The 22271-nt window shown below is 68.1% G+C and carries 23 protein-coding genes; 11 read left to right on the forward strand and 12 right to left on the reverse strand.

The window, feature by feature from the left end; genetic code table 11:
- Nucleotides 1-43 precede the first annotated feature (43 nt).
- The 3 genes from IM660_RS00425 to IM660_RS00435 are packed head-to-tail and all read right to left on the reverse strand — an operon-like array spanning nucleotide 44 to nucleotide 2090.
- A complete protein-coding gene (locus tag IM660_RS00425) occupies nucleotides 44-643 on the reverse strand; it encodes a hypothetical protein (protein WP_193497496.1) in 600 nt (199 codons plus the stop codon).
- Nucleotides 640-1719: a PEP/pyruvate-binding domain-containing protein gene (locus tag IM660_RS00430; RefSeq protein ID WP_193497497.1), complete on the reverse strand. Its 1080-nt coding sequence runs from the start codon at nucleotides 1717-1719 to the stop codon at nucleotides 640-642. Before IM660_RS00430 ends, IM660_RS00425 begins: the two co-directional genes overlap by 4 nt.
- The gene (locus IM660_RS00435; RefSeq protein WP_193497498.1) at nucleotides 1716-2090 is read right to left on the reverse strand and encodes a hypothetical protein; all 375 of its coding nucleotides are present in this window, start codon (nucleotides 2088-2090) and stop codon (nucleotides 1716-1718) included. The genes IM660_RS00430 and IM660_RS00435 overlap by 4 nt, the downstream gene beginning before the upstream one ends.
- A 98-nt stretch (nucleotides 2091-2188) precedes the next feature.
- On the opposite strand from IM660_RS00435, the gene IM660_RS00440 reads away from it, so the two are divergent.
- Both IM660_RS00440 and IM660_RS20010 read left to right on the forward strand, forming a co-directional pair.
- A complete protein-coding gene (locus IM660_RS00440) occupies nucleotides 2189-2491 on the forward strand; it encodes a type II toxin-antitoxin system ParD family antitoxin (protein WP_210769048.1) in 303 nt (100 codons plus the stop codon).
- A complete protein-coding gene (locus IM660_RS20010; RefSeq protein ID WP_193497499.1) occupies nucleotides 2491-2850 on the forward strand; it encodes a type II toxin-antitoxin system RelE/ParE family toxin in 360 nt (119 codons plus the stop codon). The genes IM660_RS00440 and IM660_RS20010 overlap by 1 nt, the downstream gene beginning before the upstream one ends.
- 143 nt (nucleotides 2851-2993) lie before the next feature.
- Here IM660_RS20010 and IM660_RS00450 read toward each other — a convergent pair whose 3' ends face one another.
- The 3 genes from IM660_RS00450 to IM660_RS00460 form a co-directional block, all read right to left on the reverse strand.
- Nucleotides 2994-3314 carry a hypothetical protein gene (locus IM660_RS00450; protein ID WP_193497500.1) on the reverse strand — a complete coding sequence of 107 codons (321 nt, stop codon included), beginning with the start codon at nucleotides 3312-3314 and terminating at the stop codon, nucleotides 2994-2996.
- Between the two features lie 141 nt (nucleotides 3315-3455).
- Nucleotides 3456-4979 carry an MFS transporter gene (locus IM660_RS00455; protein WP_193497501.1) on the reverse strand — a complete coding sequence of 508 codons (1524 nt, stop codon included), beginning with the start codon at nucleotides 4977-4979 and terminating at the stop codon, nucleotides 3456-3458.
- A gap of 138 nt (nucleotides 4980-5117) precedes the next feature.
- On the reverse strand, nucleotides 5118-5909 hold the full coding sequence (locus IM660_RS00460; RefSeq protein ID WP_193497502.1) for an IclR family transcriptional regulator: 792 nt from the start codon (nucleotides 5907-5909) through the stop codon (nucleotides 5118-5120).
- 133 nt (nucleotides 5910-6042) lie between these two features.
- Between IM660_RS00460 and IM660_RS00465 the strand changes: the two genes are divergently transcribed.
- From IM660_RS00465 to IM660_RS00495, 7 genes are read left to right on the forward strand one after another with little or no spacing between them, the layout of a single operon-like run.
- The gene (locus tag IM660_RS00465; RefSeq protein WP_193497503.1) at nucleotides 6043-7326 is read left to right on the forward strand and encodes an ABC transporter substrate-binding protein; all 1284 of its coding nucleotides are present in this window, start codon (nucleotides 6043-6045) and stop codon (nucleotides 7324-7326) included.
- A gap of 16 nt (nucleotides 7327-7342) precedes the next feature.
- The gene (locus IM660_RS00470) at nucleotides 7343-8233 is read left to right on the forward strand and encodes a carbohydrate ABC transporter permease (protein WP_193497504.1); all 891 of its coding nucleotides are present in this window, start codon (nucleotides 7343-7345) and stop codon (nucleotides 8231-8233) included.
- Entirely contained in the window at nucleotides 8230-9093 is an 864-nt protein-coding gene (locus IM660_RS00475) for a carbohydrate ABC transporter permease (protein WP_193497505.1), read from the forward strand. The genes IM660_RS00470 and IM660_RS00475 overlap by 4 nt, the downstream gene beginning before the upstream one ends.
- A gap of 18 nt (nucleotides 9094-9111) precedes the next feature.
- Complete coding sequence (locus tag IM660_RS00480) at nucleotides 9112-11619, forward strand: glycoside hydrolase family 38 N-terminal domain-containing protein (protein ID WP_193497506.1); 2508 nt, start codon at nucleotides 9112-9114, stop codon at nucleotides 11617-11619.
- A complete protein-coding gene (locus IM660_RS00485; RefSeq protein WP_193497507.1) occupies nucleotides 11616-12278 on the forward strand; it encodes an RraA family protein in 663 nt (220 codons plus the stop codon). Before IM660_RS00480 ends, IM660_RS00485 begins: the two co-directional genes overlap by 4 nt.
- Nucleotides 12279-12292: 14 nt before the next feature.
- Entirely contained in the window at nucleotides 12293-13060 is a 768-nt protein-coding gene (locus IM660_RS00490) for an SDR family NAD(P)-dependent oxidoreductase (RefSeq protein ID WP_193497508.1), read from the forward strand.
- A 55-nt stretch (nucleotides 13061-13115) separates the two neighbouring features.
- Nucleotides 13116-14177: a mannonate dehydratase gene (locus IM660_RS00495; RefSeq protein ID WP_193497509.1), complete on the forward strand. Its 1062-nt coding sequence runs from the start codon at nucleotides 13116-13118 to the stop codon at nucleotides 14175-14177.
- A 66-nt stretch (nucleotides 14178-14243) separates the two neighbouring features.
- Here IM660_RS00495 and IM660_RS00500 read toward each other — a convergent pair whose 3' ends face one another.
- Together IM660_RS00500 and argS are read right to left on the reverse strand one after the other, a co-directional pair.
- Nucleotides 14244-14930, reverse strand: coding sequence for a GntR family transcriptional regulator (locus IM660_RS00500; protein WP_193497510.1), 687 nt, complete (start codon nucleotides 14928-14930; stop codon nucleotides 14244-14246).
- A gap of 7 nt (nucleotides 14931-14937) precedes the next feature.
- The gene (argS, locus tag IM660_RS00505) at nucleotides 14938-16752 is read right to left on the reverse strand and encodes an arginine--tRNA ligase (RefSeq protein ID WP_246465065.1); all 1815 of its coding nucleotides are present in this window, start codon (nucleotides 16750-16752) and stop codon (nucleotides 14938-14940) included.
- A gap of 230 nt (nucleotides 16753-16982) precedes the next feature.
- Here argS and IM660_RS00510 point away from each other — a divergent pair, with 230 nt between their 5' ends.
- Nucleotides 16983-17210, forward strand: coding sequence for a hypothetical protein (locus IM660_RS00510; RefSeq protein WP_193497512.1), 228 nt, complete (start codon nucleotides 16983-16985; stop codon nucleotides 17208-17210).
- Nucleotides 17211-17220: 10 nt separating this feature from the next.
- The gene (locus IM660_RS00515) at nucleotides 17221-17487 is read left to right on the forward strand and encodes a hypothetical protein (protein WP_246465066.1); all 267 of its coding nucleotides are present in this window, start codon (nucleotides 17221-17223) and stop codon (nucleotides 17485-17487) included.
- An 82-nt stretch (nucleotides 17488-17569) separates the two neighbouring features.
- Here the strand turns inward: IM660_RS00515 and IM660_RS00520 are convergent, their stop codons facing one another.
- The 4 genes from IM660_RS00520 to IM660_RS00535 form a co-directional block, all read right to left on the reverse strand.
- Nucleotides 17570-19045, reverse strand: a complete 1476-nt coding sequence (locus IM660_RS00520; RefSeq protein ID WP_193497513.1) for a xylulokinase — start codon at nucleotides 19043-19045, stop codon at nucleotides 17570-17572.
- 114 nt (nucleotides 19046-19159) lie between these two features.
- Nucleotides 19160-20200, reverse strand: a complete 1041-nt coding sequence (locus IM660_RS00525) for an NAD(P)H-dependent glycerol-3-phosphate dehydrogenase (protein WP_193497514.1) — start codon at nucleotides 20198-20200, stop codon at nucleotides 19160-19162.
- Nucleotides 20200-21234, reverse strand: a complete 1035-nt coding sequence (locus IM660_RS00530; RefSeq protein WP_193497515.1) for a zinc-dependent alcohol dehydrogenase — start codon at nucleotides 21232-21234, stop codon at nucleotides 20200-20202. The genes IM660_RS00525 and IM660_RS00530 overlap by 1 nt, the downstream gene beginning before the upstream one ends.
- A gap of 37 nt (nucleotides 21235-21271) precedes the next feature.
- On the reverse strand, nucleotides 21272-22084 hold the full coding sequence (locus IM660_RS00535; RefSeq protein ID WP_193497516.1) for a DeoR/GlpR family DNA-binding transcription regulator: 813 nt from the start codon (nucleotides 22082-22084) through the stop codon (nucleotides 21272-21274).
- Between the last annotated feature and the right edge of the window lie 187 nt (nucleotides 22085-22271).

The following is a 22271-nucleotide window of genomic DNA, read 5'->3' on the forward strand; positions in this document are numbered from 1 at the left end:
GGCCGCTCGGGCGTGCGGTTGTCGGCGACCACGAAGAGTCGCGTCAGCGGGAGCGGCCGAGGGTGGCGAGGAGGTCTTCGTGGAGTTCGAACCAGACGCGGTGTGCGGACTCGCGGTCGGTCGCTGTCACCCAGGAGGGGTCGGTCCGGGCGCGATCGAGCGCGGCGCTGAGGCGTTCGTAGTAGCCGGCGAACCGAGGTAGGTGGAGCACGAGGTGCTTCTCGAGCGTGGCCCACGCTTTGCCGGCGCGGGCGAGTTCCTCGACGGTCTCGGCGAGGCTGGTGGCCTGCTCACCGATACCCATCTCGGTCAGTTGCCAGCGTGTGCAGGCGCTGGTGACTTGCCGGTTGAGCGATTCGAACTCGGTCCTCACCGCTTCCACCTCGACACGGGCACCCGCACGGTCCAACTCCTCGGCCAGCAGCACCTCACCCAGTGTCTTGCCGGCTTCGGTGAGCGACCATCCGCCGTCATTCTCGAACTGGCTCCAGACAACCTGCCCGGCCGCCTGGGCATCGAGCAGGGCTTCATCGACGTTGGCGGGCGGGATGCCCGCCCGCTCGCTCACGGCAGCGTTTCCCGCGTAGCCGAGGATCCGCACCGTGTGGAGGACCTGCAGCTGCACATCGTTCGGTGATGTCATCGAGTCTCCAGTGCGGTGATGGTTCCGGCGGTGCCGTCGACCTCGACGAGCACGCCGTCCGGCAGACCCAAGGCGGAGGCGACGTCGGTGATAGCGGGGATGCCCAGCTCGCGGGCAATGATCGCCGCATGCGAGAGGACCCCACCGCGCATGATGACGACCGCTGCCGCTCGCGCGAGCAGCGGCGTCCATGCCGGTGACGTGGCCCGGCAGACCAGCGCCTCACCTGGTGCGAACCGGGAGAAGTCGTCCAGGCCCTCGATGATGCGCAGACGCCCATGTGCGATGCCTGGGCTCGCGGGCGTGCCGGACGCCAATCTCATCGCAGGTGTCATTGCCGGGCTTGGGGCAGCCGCGAGGGCACGGTCGGTGGCCGAGGCCCCGGTGATCGGACGGGCCTGCAGCACCCACACCTGACCGTCCGCGATCGCCCACTCCACGTCCTGCGGGCCGCCGAGGAGCTGCTCGGCGGACATCGCGGCCCGGCCCACCACTGTCGCCTGCTCGGAAGTGATCACGCTGTGCGCGGTCAGGCATTGAGGGTCGCCGCCGGGAGTGATCCTCCACCGCTCAGGATCCGCCTGTCCGGACACGAGCCGGTCACCCAGGCCGTGGACGGCCTCGATAACGACGCCCCCTCGCCCGGTGACGGGATCGCGGGTGAAAGCCACACCAGCCGCGGCCGGGCGCAGCATCGGCTGCACGATCACGGCAACCCTGCCCGGGGGCGGCTGGCCGATGACGGACGCATATGCACCCGCCTGCTCGACCGAAGCGGCGGTCTTGCGCACCTCGGTCTCGACCTGCGCCGTCGGGACGTTCAGGCTGGTGTGGAACTGGCCGGCGAACGAGGACTCGTGCCCGTCCTCGACGGTCCCCGAGGACCGCACGGCGAAGCTGGGCCCGCCGAGCGCATCCAGGACGTTAGGCGCCTCCTGCTCCCAGCCCGCGCCCGCATCGACCGGCAGCACGAAACCATCCGGGACCGCGAACCCGGCCCGCAACAGCTCACCCAGCACCACGGCCTTCGACCCGCACGCCGCGTCCGCCTCTCGCAGCGGGACGAACGCGGTCACGACGGAGCGTCCAGGCGGGCGAGCACACGCGACATCCGCTGCTGCGCGGCCTGCCCTGACCCCAATCCCAGGGCTCCGGCCATCTGCTGGAACGTGACGCCCGCAGCCCTGGCGGCGAACAACAGGCCCGCCTCCACCTGGTCCAACTCGGCCCGGGCAGCGCCGATCAGCCCCAACCCAGCCATCACAACCTCAGCGTCGACATCCTTGTCGCTCGCCTTCCATGCCGCGAGCCGCACGAGATCACAGTCGCTCGCCGGCTGCCCAGGATGTTGCCACGGCCGCTCGGACAGTTCGTCGCCACCGACGGCACCCAAGGCGGTGCGGTGAGCAGCGAGGGTGGCGGCGCGGGAGTGGTCATCCGGAGTCATGGACCCATTCCAGGTCATCAACATTGTGTTGTCAACATCGTGTTGATATTGCTTGGCTCTGGCCCGCATCAGCGACGGAGCAATGGCATATACTGCCAATGGAGGTGGTCGTCATGGCGACGAGGAACGTTGTTCTCGGTCAGCATCAGCACGAACTCGTGGAATCGCTCGTGAAGTCCGGCCGCTATCAGAACGCTAGTGAGGTGCTGCGCGAAGGTCTTCGACTCTTGGAGCGCGAGCAAGCCGAAGAGACGGCCAAGATCTCCGTGCTGCGCCAAGCCGCAGAGCAGGGCTGGGTGGACCTTGCGTCCGGGCGCTTCGATGACGTCGATAACGAGTCGCTCGACGACTTCGTCGGACAGCTTGGCCGCCGTGCGGCGCAGACCCAGTCGCCGGCCTGATGGTGGGGTATCGGCTGACCCATGCCGCCCAGGCCGACATTGTCTCGATTCTCGCCTGGTCGCACGAGAAGTTCGGTGAGGAAGCACGTAGGCGCTACGAGTCGCTGATCGCTGCAGCCATTCGAGACGTGGCTACGCACGGTGACGAGGTGGGGCGGGTGGTTCGGCCCGAGTTGGGTGAGGGAGTGTTCTCCTGGCATCTGGCACAGAGCCGCACTCGCGCGCCCGGTGGACGGGTTCACCGTCCGCGGCATTTCCTGATCTGCCGACGCGACGGTGACGTCCTGGTCGTCGGTCGGGTCCTCCACGACGCCATGGAACTACGACGGCACCTCGATCCTCAGGGACCCTGGGAGTAGTTGCCGCAAGGGGATGGACCTGCGGGACGCCAGCAGTGCGCGGGACCCAGGTGGCTTTGGTCCTTCCGCTCGCTATGGATCCCGACTCACTTCTGTACCGCGCTCGCGCGGCGCCCGACGGACCCGTACCGACCGCTGTGACGTCACCACGGGATGACGTAGCCGGTCGAGCCCTGCACAGCGCCGAACCCGACGATCGCAACAGCCACGAGGATCACCATTGCCGCAGCGGTCAACCACCAGCGGCGACGCCCCGCGGTCAAGGCGAGGGCGATCGACCCTGCGTAGACCCCCGCGACGAGGATCGTCCACAGCGCCCCGGTAGACGCCCGGTCTGCAACAGTGCAGCCCGGCGGCGGTGGATAGATCGCGGGGCAGGGAACTCCCATGGGGACCGCCACCAACCAGATGGCGGCCAGGGCGACCGCGAGGACGACAGTCGCGAGAATGACCACGCCTCGCATGCGAGCACCGCGGTACCGCGGTTGAGTCACCATCGGTCATACCGCGATGCTAATCCGCCCCCTTCAGTGGCAACAGTGTGGATGACGGCATCGGCCGCGCTCTCGAGGTGCGGCTGCAGTGAGCGGATGCGCTGTCAGCGCTCAGGCCGCCGCCCGCCCCGCCTGCCGACGCCCCGCCAGAATCAGTCCCACGAATGCAGCCGCCGCAGCAAGCATCAGGACCCCGTTGCCAACCAGCACCAGCGTCCACCCGTGACCGAACCCGTCCACAGCGACCGACTCGCTGATCGCGGCAACGTCACCGGTGGCGAGCCGATCCGCCGTCCGTGGGCCCACCCGTGAGGCGATCGCGACCACCAGACCGGCACCGAACAGGGCCAGCACGATCGAGGTCGCCCCCGATCGCGCTGTGTTCAGCAGACCGGCCGCCATCCCGATGCGGTCACTGTCCACACGCGACATCAGCTGGGCGTCACTGAGGGCAGTGAGCGAGCCGATCGCGAAGCCGAGCGCCGCCGTCGGGATGAGGGCCACCCACACCTCCCCGACCGTGGCCAGCAGACCAAAGGCGAGGTACGCCGTCGCCGCGAGAACGAGGCAGCCGGCGGCGATCTTCGGGGCGGAACCGCCGCGGTTCACCCAGCGGGAGACGATCATCGGCACGATGAACAGCGGGACCGTGAACGCGAGCATCCACGTGCCGGCCGCGGCCGCGTTCAGGCCGTGCACCACGAGCAGGTACGTCGGCAGGTACACGGTGAAACCGGACATCCCGGCCGCCGCCATCACAGCGCTGATCAGCCATGCCGAGGCGATCCGGTCGCTCAGCAGGCTCAGCTCCAGCAGCGGTGCCGAGACCCGCAACGCGCGGATGATGAACAGCGCCAGGATCAGCGCCGCACCCACCAGCTGACCGCCACCGACGGGAGCGTTGCCCGAGGTCATCGAGGAGATCCCGAGCAGCAATAGGCTCAGGCCCACGATCAGCATCCCCGCGCCGATCAGGTCGAACGGTCGCGGCTTCTCCGCCCGCGACTCCTTGATGAAGAACGTGCTCGCCACCATCAGCAGTGACGCAGCCGCGAGCACACCGAACGTGCCGCGCCACCCGACAGCGCCCACGATCCACCCCGCAGCCGAGGGCCCGATGGCCATCCCGATCCCGCCCGCGGCCCCGCAGAGCGCGAACGCCTTCACCCGGTCCGAGCCGGTGAAGGAGGTCGTCAGCACCGCCGCACCGCAGGCCATCAGACCCGCCGAACCCACACCCGCACTGATCCGCGCCGCATTGAGCACCACGATCGTGGGCGCGATCGCCGAGATCGCGATCCCGGCGGTGTAGACGCTCGCGGAGACGCGCAGCACCAGCCGCCGCCCGAACCGGTCCCCGAGCGCACCGGCGATCAACACCAGGCACGTGGTGGCGAGCAGATACCCGGTCACGAACCACTGCATCGCCGCGGGACCGGCCTGCAGCTCGGCCGAGATCGCCGGCAGTGAGATCGCTGTTCCCGACATCGTCAGGGTGCCCACCACGTACCCGGACAGCACGCAGAACAACGCGGCCCACTGACGAGCCGTCCACCGAGTCGCCGACCCCGGCCGGGAGGGGCGTCGCCGCAGCGCGAGCCGGCGTCGCGGGGCGTGGTGGACCGAAGATGTCACGGATCCCCAGCGTACCGCCGGCCGAGGGCCGACGTCGATGTGATGGTGATGACGGCGGAGCGCCACGTTCACCGACGCCGGAACTGTTGTCGGAAGATCAGCGGAGGGCGACCAAAGCCCGCCTTGCAGCCCACGTGGTCACGCTCCTGTCCCCGGCAGGTGCAAGCTCAGGTGGGGTATGGCCGCGAGCACGGCATCGACGATGAGCTCAGCTGTTTCGTCGAACCCTTCGCGCGGCATCCGGATCGTCGGAGCGGAGACGCTGATCGCGTTCAGGGTGGGGACCGGGAGAGGGAGGGCGATCGCCACTGCGCGCATCATCTCGGCGCTCTCCTCGTCGTCGACTCCGTATCCGCGCTCGCGGGTGCGCGCGAGTTCCGCATGCAGTTGATCAGGGGAGGTCAGCGTGTGCGGGGTCAGTCGCTGACGATCGGCACCTAGCAACGTGTCCACGGCGTCCGGCGGCATGGTTGCCAGCATCGCTTTGCCCATGGCGGTGGCGTGGGACGGAAGGCGACGCCCCACGGCGCTGAACATCCGCAGATGGTGAGTCGACTCCCGCTTGGCCAAGTACACGATGTCGGTTCCGTCCAGGCGGCCGAGATGGGTGGCCTCACCAAGCCGGTCTGAGATCTGCGTCAGCACCGGTTCGGTCAGATGTACCACCTCGTCAGCGTCGACGAACTTGGTTCCGGCCTGGAGAGCGCTGAGACCGACGCTGTATCTGGAGCGCGTCACTTCGTCGGTCTGCACCCATCCCCGGCGTTCCAGTGTGGCCAGCAGCTTGTGCAGACTGCTCTTCGGCACGGTGAGCTCGCGGGAGATCTCGGTGAGTGTCAACCCGCGATCGGAGTGCGCCAGCAGTTCAAGAATGTCGAGGGTCCGTTCCGACGACTTCACCCCGAGCGGTTGCGCACCCTCATCTGCCATGCGCAAAGGCTACCAAGCCGTACACATATGGGAACACAGTTCCTTCAGGGGGTTGACCCGCTCATGCGACGAGGCGTAGCGTCCACCTATAAGAAACGCGTTCCCATATGGGAACCGAGCAAGGGAGCTCATCGTGCGTGTTCGCAAGCAGGTCACCGTTCTCGGCACTTTGGCGCTGGTCAGCGCATCGTTGGCCGCGTGTGGTGGGGAGAACGAGTCGTCGGACGAGATCGTGACGCTGACCTACGCCACGCCGGTGGTGGACGAGATTCTCGAGACGGGCGAACGCCCGTTGATCGAGGAGTTCGAAGCGGCGCACCCAGGCATCGAGGTCGAGATCGAGCAGACCCCGTTCGCCGAGTACAACACCAAACTCACCACCGAGATGAGAGGTGGCGGCGGACCCGACCTGGGCCGTGTGAATCACACCGACATCCAGATGTATGCCGCAGCCGGCTTTCTACGCCCCCTCGACGACCTCGTCGCGGACGGAACTCTTGCCACGGACCGGCTCATCTCCGGCTTGGTGGACGTGGGACAGGTCGAGGGCGCGCAACTCACGCTTCCGCTCACGACGGATGCCCGGGTCCTCTACGTCAATCTCGGGCTGCTCGAGGAGGCCGGCGTGAACGCGACGCCACAGACCTGGGACGAGCTGCTCGAGGCAGTCCAGGCCTTCGCTGGCACAGACATCTACGGCTATGGCTTCCCAACCGACAACGACTACTCCCTCGCCTACGAGGCTGCCGGGCCCTACATCAACACAGCAGGCGGCGACATTCTCGACGCCGACGGCCGACCCGCTGCTTCCGGCAATCCCGGGACCGCCGACGCCCTGACCCTCCTGCAGGACATCGTCGCCACCGGGGCAGTGCCCCCGGGCCTGGACAACATTCCCGGAGACACCCTCTCCCAGTTGTTCGCCCAGCAGGAACTGGCCATGATGCTTGGCGGCCCCTGGGTACGCAGCCAGATCGAGAGCTACAGCGACGACCTCGTCTACGGCGAGGACTGGATCACCGCTCCGGTTCCGGTCCAGGAGGCCGGCGACGCTTCCTCATCCGCCGCCGGCGGGTGGCAGATCGGGATGTTCGAGGCCACAGAGCATCCCGAGGAAGCGGCCGCCCTGCTCGCCTGGCTGACCGAACCGGAGAATTTGCAGGCGCTCAATGTGGACGAGGCGTTCCCTCCCACGACGGACGGCCTCGAGGTGGCTCCGTGGGGTGAGGACGAGTTCTACTCCGCCTTCGCCGAGGTCCTGCCGAACGCCCAGGTGCCGATCACCCCGGTGGCCCGGGTCGCCGAGATCGCTGCCGCATTCGAATCCAGTCTTGAGCCGGCCGTCATCCAACCGGGCAACTCCATCGAGGAGGCGCTGGCTGCCTTTGACGCGAGTGCCGAAGAGATCCTGCAATGAGTCCGGCGACGATCCGATGACCGTCGCTACCGTTCAACGGCGAACAGGTGTGCGCCGCCCCGTCGCCTGGCCGTATGCGCTCCCGGCACTTCTTGCCCTGGTGGTGCTGCTCGTCTACCCGTTGGGCTACAACATCTGGCTGAGCATGCACATCGACCGGTTGAGCCCGGAAGATGGCACGTTCGTCGGATTCGCCAATTACGTGCAGGTGTTCCGCCAGGGTGACCTGGTTGGCACCCTTGGGCGCACACTGGTGTTCACGTTCGGGTCCATGATCTGCCAGTTCATCGTGGGCTTCGCAGCGGCTCTGGCCATGGAGCACTTCCCCCGTGGAAGCCGTGTACTGCGCCCCATCCTGCTGGCACCGTGGGTGATTCCGGCTGTGGCCGTCGGAGCGATCTGGCTGTCCATCCTCAATCCGACCAACGGAATGGCCAACGCCATGCTCGCCGTGGTCGGGATTGCGCCGGTGGAGTGGCTCTCGCACCCTGCGCTTGCGATGGGAGCGCTGATCGTGGCGAACACCTGGAAGTCGGCCCCGTACTGGATGCTGATGATCTCCGCCGGCCTCAAGACTGTTCCCAGGGAGACGGCGGAAGCTGCCCGGGTGGACGGCGCGAACTACGCGCGGCTCGTCTGGCACGTGTACTTGCCCGGGATCCGCGCCGTCCTGGCTACGACCGCGCTTCTGGCCTTCATCTGGACGTTCAACTACTTCGACCTGGTGTATCTGCTCACCAACGGTGGACCGGGTGATGCGACGACCACCCTGCCGTTCGCCATCTGGGAGTCCTCCCTCAAGTTCAGCAGATTCGACCAGGCCGCCACCTACTCCGTGCTCTCGGTCCTCGCCACAGGGCTGGCGATCGTCATGTACTTCCGCCTCGCGAGGAAGGCCCAACGATGAGCACGGCCACCATGACCGGGCCCGTTTCGTCCACCCGTCGCCGCAGACGCAGGCGCCCATGGGCGGCAGCGCTGGTGCTGGGCATCATCATGCTCGGCACACTGCTGCCGGCCTACTGGATGGTCTCCACCGCCCTGAAGCCGGCAGTGGAAGTCGCATCCATCCCGGCGACGTTGTGGCCCCACGATCTCTCCTTCGAGCAGTTCGCGGACGTGCTCGCCGACGGAGCGATCACCAGCGCCTCCTGGCGCTCGTTGCTCATCGCCGTGCTCACCACCTCCATCGTGGTGGTCCTGGGATCACTCTCCGCCTATGCCGCGACACATCTGAGGTTCCGGGCAGCATCGAGCCTGCTCTCGATGAGTTTCATCACCCAGCTCTTGCCTCAGGCGGCGACGCTGGTGCCGGTCTTCATCCTGTGGAGATACCTCGGCCTCATGGATTCACTGCCCGGGCTGATCCTGGTATACGTCGGATTCCAGCTTCCCGTGGCTGTCTGGCTGATCACCGGCCATTTCGCTGGCATACCCTGTGAGGTCGTCGAGGCTGCAAGTGTGGACGGGGCGCGACCGGCCACGACTCTCTTCCGCGTGATCATGCCGATGGCTGCCCCCGGCGTGGCGGCTGTCGCGATCTGGGCCGTGATCGCGGTGTGGAGCGAACTGTTGTTCGCGCTCGTGCTGCTCAGCAGCGACAACCAGACCGTGCCGGTCGCGCTGGCCTCGGTGGTCGGCCAGCACACCACCAACTGGGGCTACCTGCTCGCGGCCGCGACGGTCGCTTCCCTGCCACCTCTGATCCTGTTCTTCTTCCTGCAGAAGTACTTCTCCGACGGCATCTCAGGCGCCGTCAAAGGCTGACACGAAGGGTTCGCGTTCATGGACATCGACCGCATCAGCATCATCCCGACCTCGCACCTGGATCTCTTCTGGCTGGGTGACTACCGCAACTGCCTCAGCCGGGGTGACGAGCTGATCCGCCGCTACCTCGACCGTGCCGACGAGTCCGGGGACGAGACCTTCGTGATCGACACGGCGATCTTTGCTGAGCACTTCCTGCGCACTCATCCTCACTACGAGCCGCTCGTCCGCCGGCTCCTGGCAGAAGACAGGCTTGAGATCGGCGGTGCGTACATCGATCGCTGGGAGAATCTGGTGCTCGGTGAGTCCATCATCCGAAACATCCAGATCGGGCGCCGCTGGGCCAAGGACCGGCTGGGTATCGATGTCCGGCTGGCCGCACATCCGGACCTCCCGGGCCTGAACGCCCAGACAGCCCAGCTCTACCGGCAAGCGGGTATCGACTACTACGTCACCTCCCGCAAGATCTTCCACGAGGGGCGCATCTGGCGGCACGTCGCGCCCGATGGCACCGCGATGCACGTGCTCAGCTGGCCCGTCCACTACGTGTTCGTGCCGTTCGCCGAGGGAACCATGGAGCCGAGTGCCCACGACCACTTCATCGGCGATCGCACGCTGAGTCATCACGAGCTGCGAGAGCGATATCCGCACGGGACGCTCGCGATGGCCGGCTCGGCCGGTGATCTCACCGCTCCGGACACCTTCATCCAGCGGTACGGCAAGGATCTGCGCGCCTATGTCGAGCAGTACCGAACCATGTTTCCCGATGTTGAGATCGACTACGCGATCCCGGCCACGGTGGTCGCGCCCTACCTCAACGAGCATGCCGTGGTGGAGGAGCGTTCGGGGACGTTCCCGAGCGTCTGGGGAGTGGCACCCGACGAGGAGATGCGCTTCTTCCACCGCGTCCGCGCGATCGAGCGTGACCTGCTGGACGCCGAGACGGCGGCTGTGATCGCAGCTGCCGCCGGCCGGCCGCCGCTGCCTGCATCTGCCACCGCATGGCGCGGGCTCTACGGCGAAGATGCCTTCTATGCTCCGAACGACTACGCCCCACCCGGACGCGAGTTCGAGTGGCTGTGGCGGATGCAGGTGTTCACGCAGGACCACAACGGGGGTGGGGAGGACGGTGCACTCTCGATATTCCAGAAGAAGGTCCGCCATGATCGGGTTCGTGCCTATACCCGGGAGGTGCTCGACCACGCTGTTGCCGCTGATCGCATGGACCGCCCGCTCGTCCTGACGAGCCGGTTCGACTCCGCCCCCCTGCTTGAGGCCGAACCGCGCGACATACTGCTCGCATACCTGAGATCGGAAGCGGACGCTGACTCGTGGCAGATGCGGGCGCACCCGGACGGGCGAGAGTCCGTGGTCGTCTCGGCCCTCATGCCGGACTCCATCGGCCTGCACGACCTGCGGACCAGGCCGATCCCGCACCGGATTGAACTGACCGAGAACGCCGACCGCATCACCGCCAGGTCCGATGACCTGACCCTGGAGGTGGATCGCGCCACCGGAGCCAGCACCGTCCATGACCGGGCCACCGGCTTGTCTACACCGATAGCCGAACTTCCCTATGCAGTCCGTGAACTTGGCAATGATGTGACTCTCGCGACGGACGAGACCGAGCGGATCGATGCCGAACTGATCGTGGTCGAGGCGCGCGATGTGGGCCCGCTGTGCGCCCAGGTCGCTGTCGAGTGGGAGTTGCTCGGCGTTCGCTGGCGCGAGCTGTTCACCCTGTGGGCGCATGCCGGATCAGTCGATCTCGAGATCGACGTCGAGTGGCCGGCCCTGGAGGACTGGCAGATCAGAATGCCGGTGCTCGGTGCTGTGGACCGGGCCCAGCTGCGGTACGGGACCGCGTTCCATGGGTCCGGGTGGGACGACATCCCAACTGGCGCTGGACCACTGCAGCAGGACGAGGTCTCTGCGGAGGACTTTGCCTCCTATCGTGAAGTGCAGCACTGGCTCGCCGCGTACCACCCGGAGACCACGGTGGCCCTGCTCACCGAGCATCCGGCCTTCCGTAGTGTTCCCGGAGAGACCTCTGTGGTGCTGCTGCGGACACCAGCATCATGTGGTGACCGGCGTCTGCACTGGACGAACCCGGGACGCACGACCTGGGCCTTCCAGGTCCAGGTGATTCCAGGCTCTGACCCGCATGAGCCAGCGCGCCGCGCTGACCGCCGATGGCGTGCCCCTCGCCTGATGTTCGGTGGTGCCGCGCCACGGGAGATCCTGCACAACCTCGGGGACCCCGTCCGGGTATCGGCCCTCTACCTGGATGACGACGGCGCCGCGTGCCTGCGCGTGGTGAACCAGAGTGATTCGACGGCGCACGTGCAGCTTGCCGGTGAGCTGGCCACCCGCGGGGGCGCCACTGTTGACCTCCAGGGCAGCGTGCTGGAGCACCTGGAGTACCTCGACGGCGGACTGCCGCTGGCGTTGGAGCCGTGGCAGATCCGGACCGTTAAGTTCGACACGCCCTCAGCGAGCAAGCCTGAAGGCGAGGTCTCCTCGTGAACGCACCGGTCGCCGTCGACCTGGACGTGGTGCGCCGTGAGCTTACCGCGGCGGTGCTCTCGGACGTGCTGGACCAGCAGGGCCTGCGGCACCAGGCGCTCGGGGCGGGCCTGACTCTGCTCGACCAGGACACCACGATCGCTGGATACGCCTTCGGCGTGCACATTCAGCGCGTCTACGACGTGCCGGCCGAACCCTTCGCGGGACTGGTCGCAGCCCTCGACGCGATCGGCCCGGACGAGGTGTTCATCACCCCCACCCAGCGGGCCACCGATATCGCCGTGTGGGGGGAGCTGCTGTCCACGGTGTGTCAGCGCCGTGGCGCGGCCGGGGCAATCACCGACGGGCTGGTGCGGGACGTGCGGGCAGTGCGGGAGCTCGGCTTCCCCGTGATCAGCGGCGGCACCATCCCGTACGACAGCCTGGGCCGCCACGAGATCCTCGCCCATCGGGTGCCCTGCCTGATCGACGGCGTCCGGATCGAGCCGGGTGACCTGGTGGTGGCCGACAGCGATGGCACCGTGGTGGTTCCGCGGGCGATTGCCGCGTGGACGGTGCAGTCTGCCCTGCAGAAGCGGCGCGGCGAGCACGCTTTCCGGGACGCCGTCCGGCAGGGCATGTCCGCGACCGAGGCGTTCGCCCGGTTCGGGGTGCTGTGAGAGGAGACAGACCGATGATGATCGATCTTGACGGAGCGCGCGCATTGGTGACCGGTGCGACACATGGAATCGGAGCGGCTATTGCCCGCGCTCTCGCACGTGCGGGAGCGCACGTGGTGCTACACGGGCGTGACCATGACGCCGGAGCGGAGCTCGCGCACACTCTCGGCGGCACCTTCGTGGCCGGGGATTTGACCGACCCGGCCACCCCCGCACGGGTGGTGGACCAGGCGCGCCGCGGCGGCGACCTGGACATCCTGGTCAACAACGCCGGCTTCGAGGTGGGAGCCACCATTGCCGAGCTGGAGCCGGCGATGCTGGAACGCCTCATGCGGGTGAACTTCCTCGCACCGGTGGAACTGGTGCGCCGCTGTCTACCCATGCTGGAGGCCTCCCGATTCGGCACCATCGTCAACGTCACCTCGATCCACGAGTCCGTCCCGGTGGCCGGCAACGGCGGGTACGCCTGCGCCAAGGCGGCGCTCGCGGCCTTCACCCGAACCGCCTCGATCGAGCTCGGACCGCGCGGGGTGCGGATCAACAACCTCGCCCCGGGCGCCATCCGCACCGCGATGAACACCGATCTCATCGACGAGATCGGCACGGACCGGTTCCAGCGGTGGATCCCGCTCGGCCGGGTCGGCGACGCCGCGGACGTAGCTGACGCCGCGCTCTACCTGGTCAGCGGAATGAGCGGCTATGTCACCGGCACCACCCTGACGGTCGACGGTGGGTACACCAACCACCTCGTGCGCTACGCGCCCGATCCCGGACCCCCCTGAGACCCCGCGATTCGCCGCGTGTGCCGCCTGCTCCGCCAGCAAAGTGAGGACGTCGATGTTCCAGCTCAGTGAGTTTCTCTCACCCAGACCCGAGCCGTGGTGGCCGCTGCTACGGCAGGTAGGGATAGACCATGTGGTCGCGATGATGCGTGGCGGTGAGCAGGAGCAGCGCATGTACGCCTCGGTCGGTGGCACCGAGAGAGTGCCGGACGGCGCCGACGGCGTTCAGCCGTGGTCCGAGGAGGCACTGAAGCAGGACGTGGGCACCTTCGCCGAGCACGGATTCACGGTCGCTGCCGTTGAGGACACCCCGCCGCTGGACGCGGTTCGGCTGGGCCGTCCGGGCAGGGACGAAGTCATCGAGCAGGTTTTGGAGCAGGTCCGGGCTATGGGGCGGCTCGAGATCCCGGTGCTCTGCTACAACTGGATGGTCCACTCGAGCTGGTCGCGTACCCGACCCGACATCCCCACGCGTGGCGGGGCGCTGGTAACCGGGTTCAGCCGTGCGGAAGCGGAGCGGGCGGAGCGGTTCGTGGTGGATGCGACCGGCGAGAGCCTGTGGTCGGCCCTGGAGTACTTCCTCGCCGCGGTGCTGCCGGTGGCCCGTGAGGCGGGCGTCCGGTTGGCGCTGCACCCGGACGACCCACCGCTGCCGCAGGTGCGGGGGATCCCGCGGATCATGAGCTCGGTCGATGCGTTCCGGCGGCTGCGTGGCCTGGACGACAGCCCCGCGAACGCGATCACGTTCTGCCAGGGAAACTTCACCCTAATGACGCAGGACCTGCCAGCGACGATTCGCGAGCTTGGTGACGCGATCGCGTTCGTGCACTTCCGGGACGTGCGCGGCAGCGCCGCCGATTTCGTCGAGACCTTCCACGACGACGGGCAGACTGACATGCCTGCGTGTTTGCGTGCGTATCAAGACTCCGGCTTCGAGGGGCCGATGCGGCCGGATCATGTGCCGACGATGGCTGGGGAGTCGAACTCGCGTCCCGGCTATGAAGTGCTCGGGCGGCTGTTCAGCGCCGGGTATGTGCGAGGTCTGGAGCAGGCCATCTATGGTCACCCGAGCGTGCGGGATGCGGGCGGATCGCTCCGGCCGGCCCGACGTTCCTGACGTGACCTGATTGAGCGCCCACCCCGTGCCAGGCCCAACCGACGGCGCATGTTCCTGGGTGCGCGATCAGCCCTGCCCGGCGTCCCGCAGCGTCCGCTCGCGCACCCCCGCCAGGTGCACGGTCATGGCCGATAGCGCCGCCTCCCGGTCACCGGACTCGACCGCGTGCAGCACCGCCTCATGCTCGGCGATCGCCAGATCAGCGTCGCTGTGCCGCTGCTCGACGAACTGCCGCAGCCGCTCGCCGTGGATGCCGATGTGCCCGGCCATCTGCTGCAGGTACCGGTTCCCGGTCGCCGTCAGGATCGCATCATGAAAGGCCCGGTCCGCAGCTAGGTAGGCACGCAGGCGCGTCACCTCGCCTGCGCCCTCGGTGAGGTCGTCCGCCTGACGGCGTTGCTCACCCACGTGCGCGGCCAGCGCCTCCGGCAGGGCCCGCCAGGCCTCGTCCGGGACCGCCCGCAGTGCCCCCAGCTCCAGCAGCAGCCGTGCATCGAACAACTCGTCGATGGCGCCGGCATCGAGTGGCGGAGCCACCTTGTACCCGCGCAGCGCGCTGCGCATCACCAGCCCGGTCGACTCCAGCTGCACCAGCGCCTCGCGGATCGGGGTGGGGGAGACGTCCAGCCGGGTGGCGAGCGCATCGATGCCGAGCTGCGTGCCCGGCGCCCACTCTCCGGCCACGAGCAGCTCGAGCAGCGCGTCGTAGACCTCGTCGCGCAGCGCCCGCCGCGCGGCCCGCTGGTCAGCCATCCTCAGCTCACATCCGCTCCGGTGCCGCGATCCCCAGCAGGTCCAGCCCCTGGGCCAGGGTGCGCCGGGTCAGGTCCACCAGCGCCAGGCGGCGCTCGCGCACCGACCCTGAAGACGGCAGCACCGGGCAGGCCTCGTAGAAGTCAGTGAAGGCTCGCGCCAGCTCGTACAGATAGGTCGTCAGCCGGTGCGGCTCCAAGTCCTCCGCCACCGCGGCGAGCACGTCTCCCAGACCATCGATCGCCAGCACCAGCGCCCGCTCAGCCGGCTCCAGGGCGACGTCGGAGATCGCGGAAGGGACGCCGTCGGGAATCTGCACACCCTGCGAGGCGGCCCGGCGCAAGATGGAGACCATCCGGGTGTGCGCGTACTGCAAGTACACCCCGGTGTTGCCGTTGAAGGCGGTCATCCGCTCCGGGTCGAAGACGTAATCCTTGGTGCGTGAACCAGACAGGTCCGCGTACTTGACCGCCCCGATCCCAGCCTGCTCGGCGATCTCGGTCAGCGCCGCCTCATCCAGTTCGCTGCCCTTGGCCTCGGCGCCCTCACGCACCACGGTCGCGGCGGCGTCGACGGCCATATCGAGCAGGTCCATCAGCCGCACGGTCTCCCCGGAGCGGGTCTTGAACGGCTTGCCGTCCGGGCCCAGGATCGAGCCGAAGGAGATGTGGCGGGCGTCCACCTCCTCGGTCAGCCAGCCGGCGCGGCGGCCCGCCTCGAACAGCAGCCGGAAGTGCAGGCTCTGCCGGGCGTCCACGAGGTAGAGGATCCGATCCGCCTCGAGTTCGCTGATGCGGTACTTGAGCGTGGCCAGGTCGGTGGTGTCGTAGCCGTAGCCGCCGTCGCGCTTGCGCACCATCAGTGCCGCCGGCTGATCGTCGGGGCCCTTCACCTCGTCCGAGAGCACCACCAGGGCGCCGTCGGAGGTGACCGCGATGCCGGCCTGCTCCAGTTCGGCCGCCACGGCGTCGAGCTGGTCGTTGTAGGAGGACTCGCCGCGGGAGTCCGCAGCGCGCAGCAGGATCCCGAGTCGGGTGTACACCTGGTCGAAGTAGAACTCCGACTCGGCCACGATCTCCTTCCACACCATCAGCGTCTCTTCGTCACCGGCCTGCAGGGCGACCACGCGGGCACGGGCGCGGTCAGCGAACGCCTCGTCGGCGTCGAAGGTCTTGCGCGCTGCCTTGTACAGGGAGTCCAGGGCGGAGACGGTGGTGGCGTCAGCAGAGCCAGCGAGATCGCTGTGCCGCCACAGCTGCTCCGGGTGCTCGGTGATGTACTGGATCAGCATCCCGAACTGGGTGCCCCAGTCACCCAGGTGGTTCTGCTTGATCACCTCGGAGCCGAGGAAGCTCAGCACCCGGGTGAGCGCGTCGCCGATCACGGTGGAGCGGATGTGCCCCACGTGCATCTCCTTGGCGATGTTCGGCCCGGAGTAGTCGATCACCGTGCGCACGCCCGCCTGCGTGGCCGGCACCCCGAGGCGTGCGGAGGCGCGCCGCGCCTCCACCTGGGCCCAGAGCGTCTCATCCGAGATCGTCAGGTTCAGAAAACCCGGCCCGGAGATTTCCACCTTCCCGACGGCGGAGCCTGCCGTGATCTGTTCGCTCACCTTGGTGCCCACCTCGCGCGGGTTCGCCCCGACCTTCTTCGCCAGGGCGAGCGCGGCATTGGCCTGCAAGTCGGCGTGGTCGCTCGGGCGGATCAGCGGGTCGGCGCCGGCCTGCTCGGGGTAGGCAGCCGAGATGGCCGCGCCCACGGCGTCGGTGAGCTGCTGGGAGAGCGAGGGGACGGCGTCGGGGGCGGGGGAGATCTCAGACACGCCTGTCATCATCCCACTCGAGCGCGGAACGGGAGAACCTCCGCTGACGGGACCGACACGGATACGTCATTCTGCGGGCTCATGCTGCGCAAGACTGTCGCAGCTGTGTCGGTCCCGTTCTCATGAGCAGAGCATGGCGAAAGAAGCGCCGTAGCCGGTGAAGAACAGCAGAGTCTTGGCCGGTCCTGTGTGCTTGACCTCCTTCACTGCGTCAGGGTTAACTTGACGCTATGAGGTTCACGGCCAGTGCCTTCCGTCACGGGATCACTCAACGCCAGATCGAGACGGCGCTGCAGGTACCAATGCGGATGGTCGACCAGGGTGGAGACCTTCGTCTCATCATTGGAGCCACCGAGTCCGGGAACCTCCTCGAGATCGTGATGGCCGATCCCGAAGCTGCCGATGAGCGCGTCATCCACGCAATGCCCCTGCGCCCGAAGTTCTACCGCTACCTGTGAGGTGATCCCCATGATGAACAAGCACATGTCCGATGCCGAGCGCGCTGACCAGTTCCTCGACAACCTCGACCCCGATGTGACTCCAGCCGACGACCCCAGCGAACTACGCCGAATTGGTCTGGCCCTGCGTGACATTGAGGCGTCCCAGAACGAGCTTCGCGACGCCGTCGCGGCTGCGCGCACCGCCGGACGCTCCTGGTCCCAGATCGGGATGGTCCTCGGTGTCAGCAAGCAATCCGCGCAGGAGCGGTTCGGGACTAGAGCCGCAGCTGGCTGACGACCGGTCGCCGCGAGATGTCACACAGAGAGCGCCTCGTGAGTTCTGAATAAGAATCACCACATCGACCTTGGATTCCTGCTCAGCTGCGGAACCACTCCTTCAACGCCGGGTACAGCTGGGCGTAGGACTGCGCTGCGGGCGCATAGACAGCCACCAGTTCCGGGGTCGGCTGCACGCGCCGCTCCACGCCAGACATCGCCTCGGCCGCCGCAGCCACCCCACCGGGAACGAGACCCACGGCGCTCGCGGCCAGGATTGCCGCCCCGAGCGCGGTGGCCTCAGTGGTGGCGCTGATCGCCAGCGGCCGGTTCAGCACCGAGGCGAGGATCTCGATCCACGCACTCGACGCCGACCCGCCGCCGAGCACCACGATCTCCTCCACCCGCCCGGCCGGGACCTCCAGCCGGTCCAGCAGCACCTTCGTCTCGAAGCCCAGCCCCTCCAACACGGCCCGGTAGAACTCGCCCGCGCCGTGACTCTCGGTGAACCCCGCGAACGTGCCGCGCGCCTGGTCGTCCCAGAACGGGGTGGCCGAGCCGCTCAGATAAGGCAGGTAGCGGAGGCCACCGGCACCCGGATCGGTCGAGTCCAGCAGCTCCTCCAACCCGGCCGGATCCTCCGGGATCGCGCCGGCGAACGCCTTCCGGAACCACGCCACCGAGAGCGCCCCGGAGTTGATGAACCCCTCGATGGTCACGCCCTCACCGAGCGGTGAGCCGAGCAGCCGGTAGTCCCAGCTCGCGTACGCTCCCTCGGCGGCGTGCACCCCCAGCGTGATCGACGTGCCCAGGCTCAGGTAGGCCAGCCCCTTGCGAGAGACTCCAGCGCCCAGACCGCCGCTCTGCCCGTCGCCGGCACCGGCGATGATCGGCAGGCCCTCCGGCAACCCGGTCAGCTGTGCCACGTGCGCCGTGAGATGCCCGACCACCCCACCGGGCGGGACGAGCGTGGGCATCTGCTCCCGCCGCAGCCCCACCCGGGCGAGCAGCTCGTCCGACCAGTCATTACTGGCCATATCCACCAGCCCCATCGGATCCGCCGAGGCGGTCGACGTCGCGAGGTTCCCGGTCAACCGGTGGGTCAGGAAGGCGTGCACATCGGCCACATGTTGTGCTGCGGCGAGCGTCTGCGGCTCGTGGTCGGCGAGCCAGCCGAGCTTGTAGAAGCTGGGTGTGGTCGAGGGCGGTTTGCCGGAGATGTGGTGCACCGTCTCGTCCCCGAGCCGCTCCACCTGGGCGCCGGCGCGGGCATCGAGCCAGAGCATTGCCGGGCGCAGCGGCTGCAGCTGTGCGTCCAGGCAGACGAAGGACTCCCGCTGGTGCGTGATCCCGATCGCGCGGACCGTGTGCCCGGCCGCTGCCAGCTCGTTCGCAGCCCGGGTGAGCACGTCCAGCGTGGAGGCCCACCACTCCTCGGCGTCCTGTTCGTGCCACGTCGGCTCGGGCGAGTGGCGCTCGATCGAGGCGCGCGTGAGTGCGTGCACCTCACCGCTGGGTCCGAAGGCCACGGCCTTCGTTCCGGTGGTGGAGGCGTCGATCCCGATCACCACGTCCATGTGCTGCCACTCCTTCGTCGTGAAATCCGGTGACGGCGTCCCGCACCCCTGCGGGTCCGTCCGCCCTGGCGAGCAGGGCTGCCTCAGGTCGGTGTGGCCGGTGCCACCCAGGCCTCAGAGTGCGCCGCGGATCACCGCCAGCGGGTCCTGCGCACCGTCGAGGACGGCACGGATCGCCGCCAGCAGTGTGAGCCGGTCAGCGATGCTACCGAGCCGGGAGTCCACCAGCTGCGCGGCGAGCCCACTCGCGGCCACCCCTTCGACCGTCTGACCGGCCTCGCGCATGTGCTCCAAGGCCTCGGCCGCGGTCTCGCCGGCACCGATTCGGGCGCCGTAGACCTTGTTCCGGCCCGACAGTCCGGTGACCTCCAGGTCCCCCACGCCGGGGAGCCCGAAGGCCGTCTCCACCCGGCCACCGAGCGCCTCGGCCACCAGTCCCATCTCCTCGGAGGCGCGGGCGAAGATCGCGGACTTGAGGTTGTGCCACGGTTCCCCGGTGGACTGCTCGAGCCCGTCGGCATAGCCGAGCGCGATCGCGTACACGTTCTTCAGTGGGGCACAGACCTCCAGCCCGGCCTCGTCGTCGCTCACGCTGGGCCGGTAGTCCGGGGTGCGCATCAGGTCGGCAAGCGCGGTGGCTGCCCGCCCGTCGTCGGTGGAGGCGAAGGCGGTGGCGGTGAACCGGCCTGCGGCCACCTCGTTGGCCTTGCACGGGCCGCCGATCGCGACGATCACGGCGCCCGGGTCCTCGATCGCCTCGCGGACGGCCTCGGGCATCAGGTCGATGGAGCCGTCCATGCGCTGGTGGAAACCCTTGCTCACCAGGCCGAGCACGGGTCGGTGGGCCGGGTCGGCCGAGCGGGTCAGGTGCGGCGCAGCACGGCGACTCACCTCCAGCACCCCCACCGAGGCGACCGCCACGATCACCGCATCCGCGCCCGCCAGGGCATCGGCGATCCGGTCGCTCGTGAACACCTCGGCCCCCCGGGCCAGGGGGACCTTCGTGCCGGGGTGAGGGCCGCCGTCGGCGAACTCTTGAAGGAAGTGATCGTCCAGCCAGGTGCCCCACAAGGCCACCTCGTGGCCGTTCGCGCGCAGCGGAGTGGCCAGCGCCGAACCCATGGCACCGGCGCCGAGGATCGTCACGCGCGCCATCAGGGCACCAGCGCAAACTTCGAGCCACGGCCGGCGGCCATGTCTTCCAGGCTGTCCACGAGGGCCTCCAGCGGGCGGGTCTCGGTGATCAAGGACATCCCGTCCACCCGCCCGGTGGCCAGCAGCTTCACCGCAGTAGCCACGTAGCGCGGCTGGTGGTGGAAGACGCCCTTCATGGTGAGCTCCTCGTAGTGCACCCGCGAGGTGTCCAGGCTCATCAGGGCCCCCTTCGGGGTGCCACCGAACCAGACGGCGGTGCCTCCCGGGCGGACTGTATCCAGCGTCTGCTCCCACACCGGAGGCAGGCCGACCGCCTCGATGCCGACGTCGGCTCCTCGCTCACCGGGGGTGTGGGCACGGATGGCCTCCAGGCGAGCGTCGTCGTCGAGGTCGGTGATGTTCACTGTGCGCTCGGCGCCGGCGGCCAGGGCTTGCTCCAGGCGCCAGGCGCTCTGATCCACGCTGATCACGTGCGCGCCACGCAGGGTGGCCAGGCGCACGAACATCAGCCCGATCGGGCCGGCGCCGTGCACCACCACGGTGTCGCCGAGCTCGATGCCGGATTCGGCCATCCCGTGCACCACGGTGGCCAGCGGCTCCAGCGGGGCGGCGGCCTCGAATGGCAGGGTGTCGGGGATCTCGTAGGTGTTGCGCGCCACGATCGGGGCGGGCACCACGATCTCCTCGGCGAAGGCGCCGTTGAGGAAGACGAGGTTCTCGCACAGGCTCTCCCGGCCGATGGTGCACGCCCAGCAGTACCCGCACGGGGCGGTGTTGGCAGCGACCACCCGCATCCCGGGGGTGAACGACTCGACCCCCTCACCCACCTCGGTGACCACACCGGCGAACTCGTGCCCGAACCGGGCCGGCAGAGTGGGGAACAGCTTCGGGTGCCCGCGGCGGTAGGACTTCAGATCGGTGCCGCAGGTCGCGGCGGCGCGTACCTCGACGGCGATCTCTCCCGGGCCGGGCTTCTCACGTTCGATCTCCTCGATCGCGAGCTCCCCGGGGCCGCGGAAGATCGCGGCCCTCATGACGCTGATCCGTTCGGCTGGGGACCTCGGGTCATGGTCAACTCTCCTGTTCCTCGGTGACTTCGGCGACGATGACGGTCTCGACGTGCTCGCGCAGACGGCGCAGGTCCGCAGGATCGATGCCGTCGTCGACGACGACGGCATCCATCTCGGACAGGCCGGCCTGACGGTGCAGAGCACGCCGGGAGAACTTGGTGTGGTCGACCAGCAGCACCGAACGCGCGGCCTGGTCGATGAGGGAGCGCTTGACCTGCAGCGGCCCCTCCTCCGGGTGGAAGACCGCGCCCTGCCCGACGGCGGTGGCCGAGAGGAAGAAGACGTCGATCTGGATCGATCGGATCGCTTCGTGTGTGCTCGATCCCTGGAAGGACTGGAAGTCGGGGGAGAACGTGCCGCCCAGGCCGAACATCGTGGCGTGCCCGGTGGCGGCGACCTGCTCGATCACGGGCAGGAAGTTCGAGACGATCGTCAGTTCATCCCGTGCGGCGAGGCCGTCCACCAGCGCGAGGGCGCTGGTGGAGTCGTCGAGTGCGACCACCCGGGTGAGGTGGTCGGCGTCCAGTGCCTCGAGCCAGGCGAGCGCGGCGTCGGCCATAGCGCGCTTCTGCGGCAGCATGTGATGCCGGCGCAGCGCCACGTTGCGTTCCACTTCCTCGATGGGGGTGGCCTTGGCACCGGAACGCACCTTGGAGACCACCCCTCGAGCGTCGAGCTCGTCCAGGTCCCGGTGGATGGTCATCGGGGTGACGCCGAAGTGCTCGGCGAGTTCGTCGATGCGGATGAACCCCTTGGCCGAGACGATCTCCGAGATCTCGCTGCGTCGTTCCTGCGCGGCCTGGCGCCGTCTCATGCTGCCTCCTCGCGATCACATGTCGTCATCGGCCTAGTGTGACCTGTGCAGGAACGTAACACAGTGAATGTTAGAACGAAAGACTTGTACCGTTAGGAATCATCCTCTACAGTCCCTTTTCATGTGATGCGCGTTGTCGCGCCGATCACCACACACGCACCGAGACGCACGCATACCGAGACGAAGG

Source organism: Ruania alkalisoli (assembly GCF_014960965.1).
Classification (GTDB): domain Bacteria; phylum Actinomycetota; class Actinomycetes; order Actinomycetales; family Beutenbergiaceae; genus Ruania; species Ruania alkalisoli.

Excerpts from the sequence above, each read along its gene's own strand:
- IM660_RS00435 (WP_193497498.1), bottom strand. The coding sequence starts at position 2,090 with ATGACTCCGGATGACCACTCCCGCGCCGCCACCCTCGCTGCTCACCGC.
- IM660_RS00515 (WP_246465066.1), top strand. The coding sequence starts at position 17,221 with ATGATGAACAAGCACATGTCCGATGCCGAGCGCGCTGACCAGTTCCTC.
- IM660_RS00520 (WP_193497513.1), bottom strand. The coding sequence starts at position 19,045 with ATGGACGTGGTGATCGGGATCGACGCCTCCACCACCGGAACGAAGGCC.
- IM660_RS00525 (WP_193497514.1), bottom strand. The coding sequence starts at position 20,200 with ATGGCGCGCGTGACGATCCTCGGCGCCGGTGCCATGGGTTCGGCGCTG.
- IM660_RS00440 (WP_210769048.1), top strand. The coding sequence starts at position 2,189 with ATGGAGGTGGTCGTCATGGCGACGAGGAACGTTGTTCTCGGTCAGCAT.
- IM660_RS00500 (WP_193497510.1), bottom strand. The coding sequence starts at position 14,930 with ATGGCTGACCAGCGGGCCGCGCGGCGGGCGCTGCGCGACGAGGTCTAC.
- IM660_RS00495 (WP_193497509.1), top strand. The coding sequence starts at position 13,116 with ATGTTCCAGCTCAGTGAGTTTCTCTCACCCAGACCCGAGCCGTGGTGG.
- IM660_RS00425 (WP_193497496.1), bottom strand. The coding sequence starts at position 643 with ATGACATCACCGAACGATGTGCAGCTGCAGGTCCTCCACACGGTGCGG.
- IM660_RS00460 (WP_193497502.1), bottom strand. The coding sequence starts at position 5,909 with ATGGCAGATGAGGGTGCGCAACCGCTCGGGGTGAAGTCGTCGGAACGG.
- IM660_RS00535 (WP_193497516.1), bottom strand. The coding sequence starts at position 22,084 with ATGAGACGGCGCCAGGCCGCGCAGGAACGACGCAGCGAGATCTCGGAG.
- IM660_RS20010 (WP_193497499.1), top strand. The coding sequence starts at position 2,491 with ATGGTGGGGTATCGGCTGACCCATGCCGCCCAGGCCGACATTGTCTCG.
- IM660_RS00475 (WP_193497505.1), top strand. The coding sequence starts at position 8,230 with ATGAGCACGGCCACCATGACCGGGCCCGTTTCGTCCACCCGTCGCCGC.
- IM660_RS00530 (WP_193497515.1), bottom strand. The coding sequence starts at position 21,234 with ATGAGGGCCGCGATCTTCCGCGGCCCCGGGGAGCTCGCGATCGAGGAG.
- IM660_RS00450 (WP_193497500.1), bottom strand. The coding sequence starts at position 3,314 with ATGCGAGGCGTGGTCATTCTCGCGACTGTCGTCCTCGCGGTCGCCCTG.
- IM660_RS00480 (WP_193497506.1), top strand. The coding sequence starts at position 9,112 with ATGGACATCGACCGCATCAGCATCATCCCGACCTCGCACCTGGATCTC.
- IM660_RS00490 (WP_193497508.1), top strand. The coding sequence starts at position 12,293 with ATGATGATCGATCTTGACGGAGCGCGCGCATTGGTGACCGGTGCGACA.
- IM660_RS00510 (WP_193497512.1), top strand. The coding sequence starts at position 16,983 with ATGAGGTTCACGGCCAGTGCCTTCCGTCACGGGATCACTCAACGCCAG.
- IM660_RS00470 (WP_193497504.1), top strand. The coding sequence starts at position 7,343 with ATGACCGTCGCTACCGTTCAACGGCGAACAGGTGTGCGCCGCCCCGTC.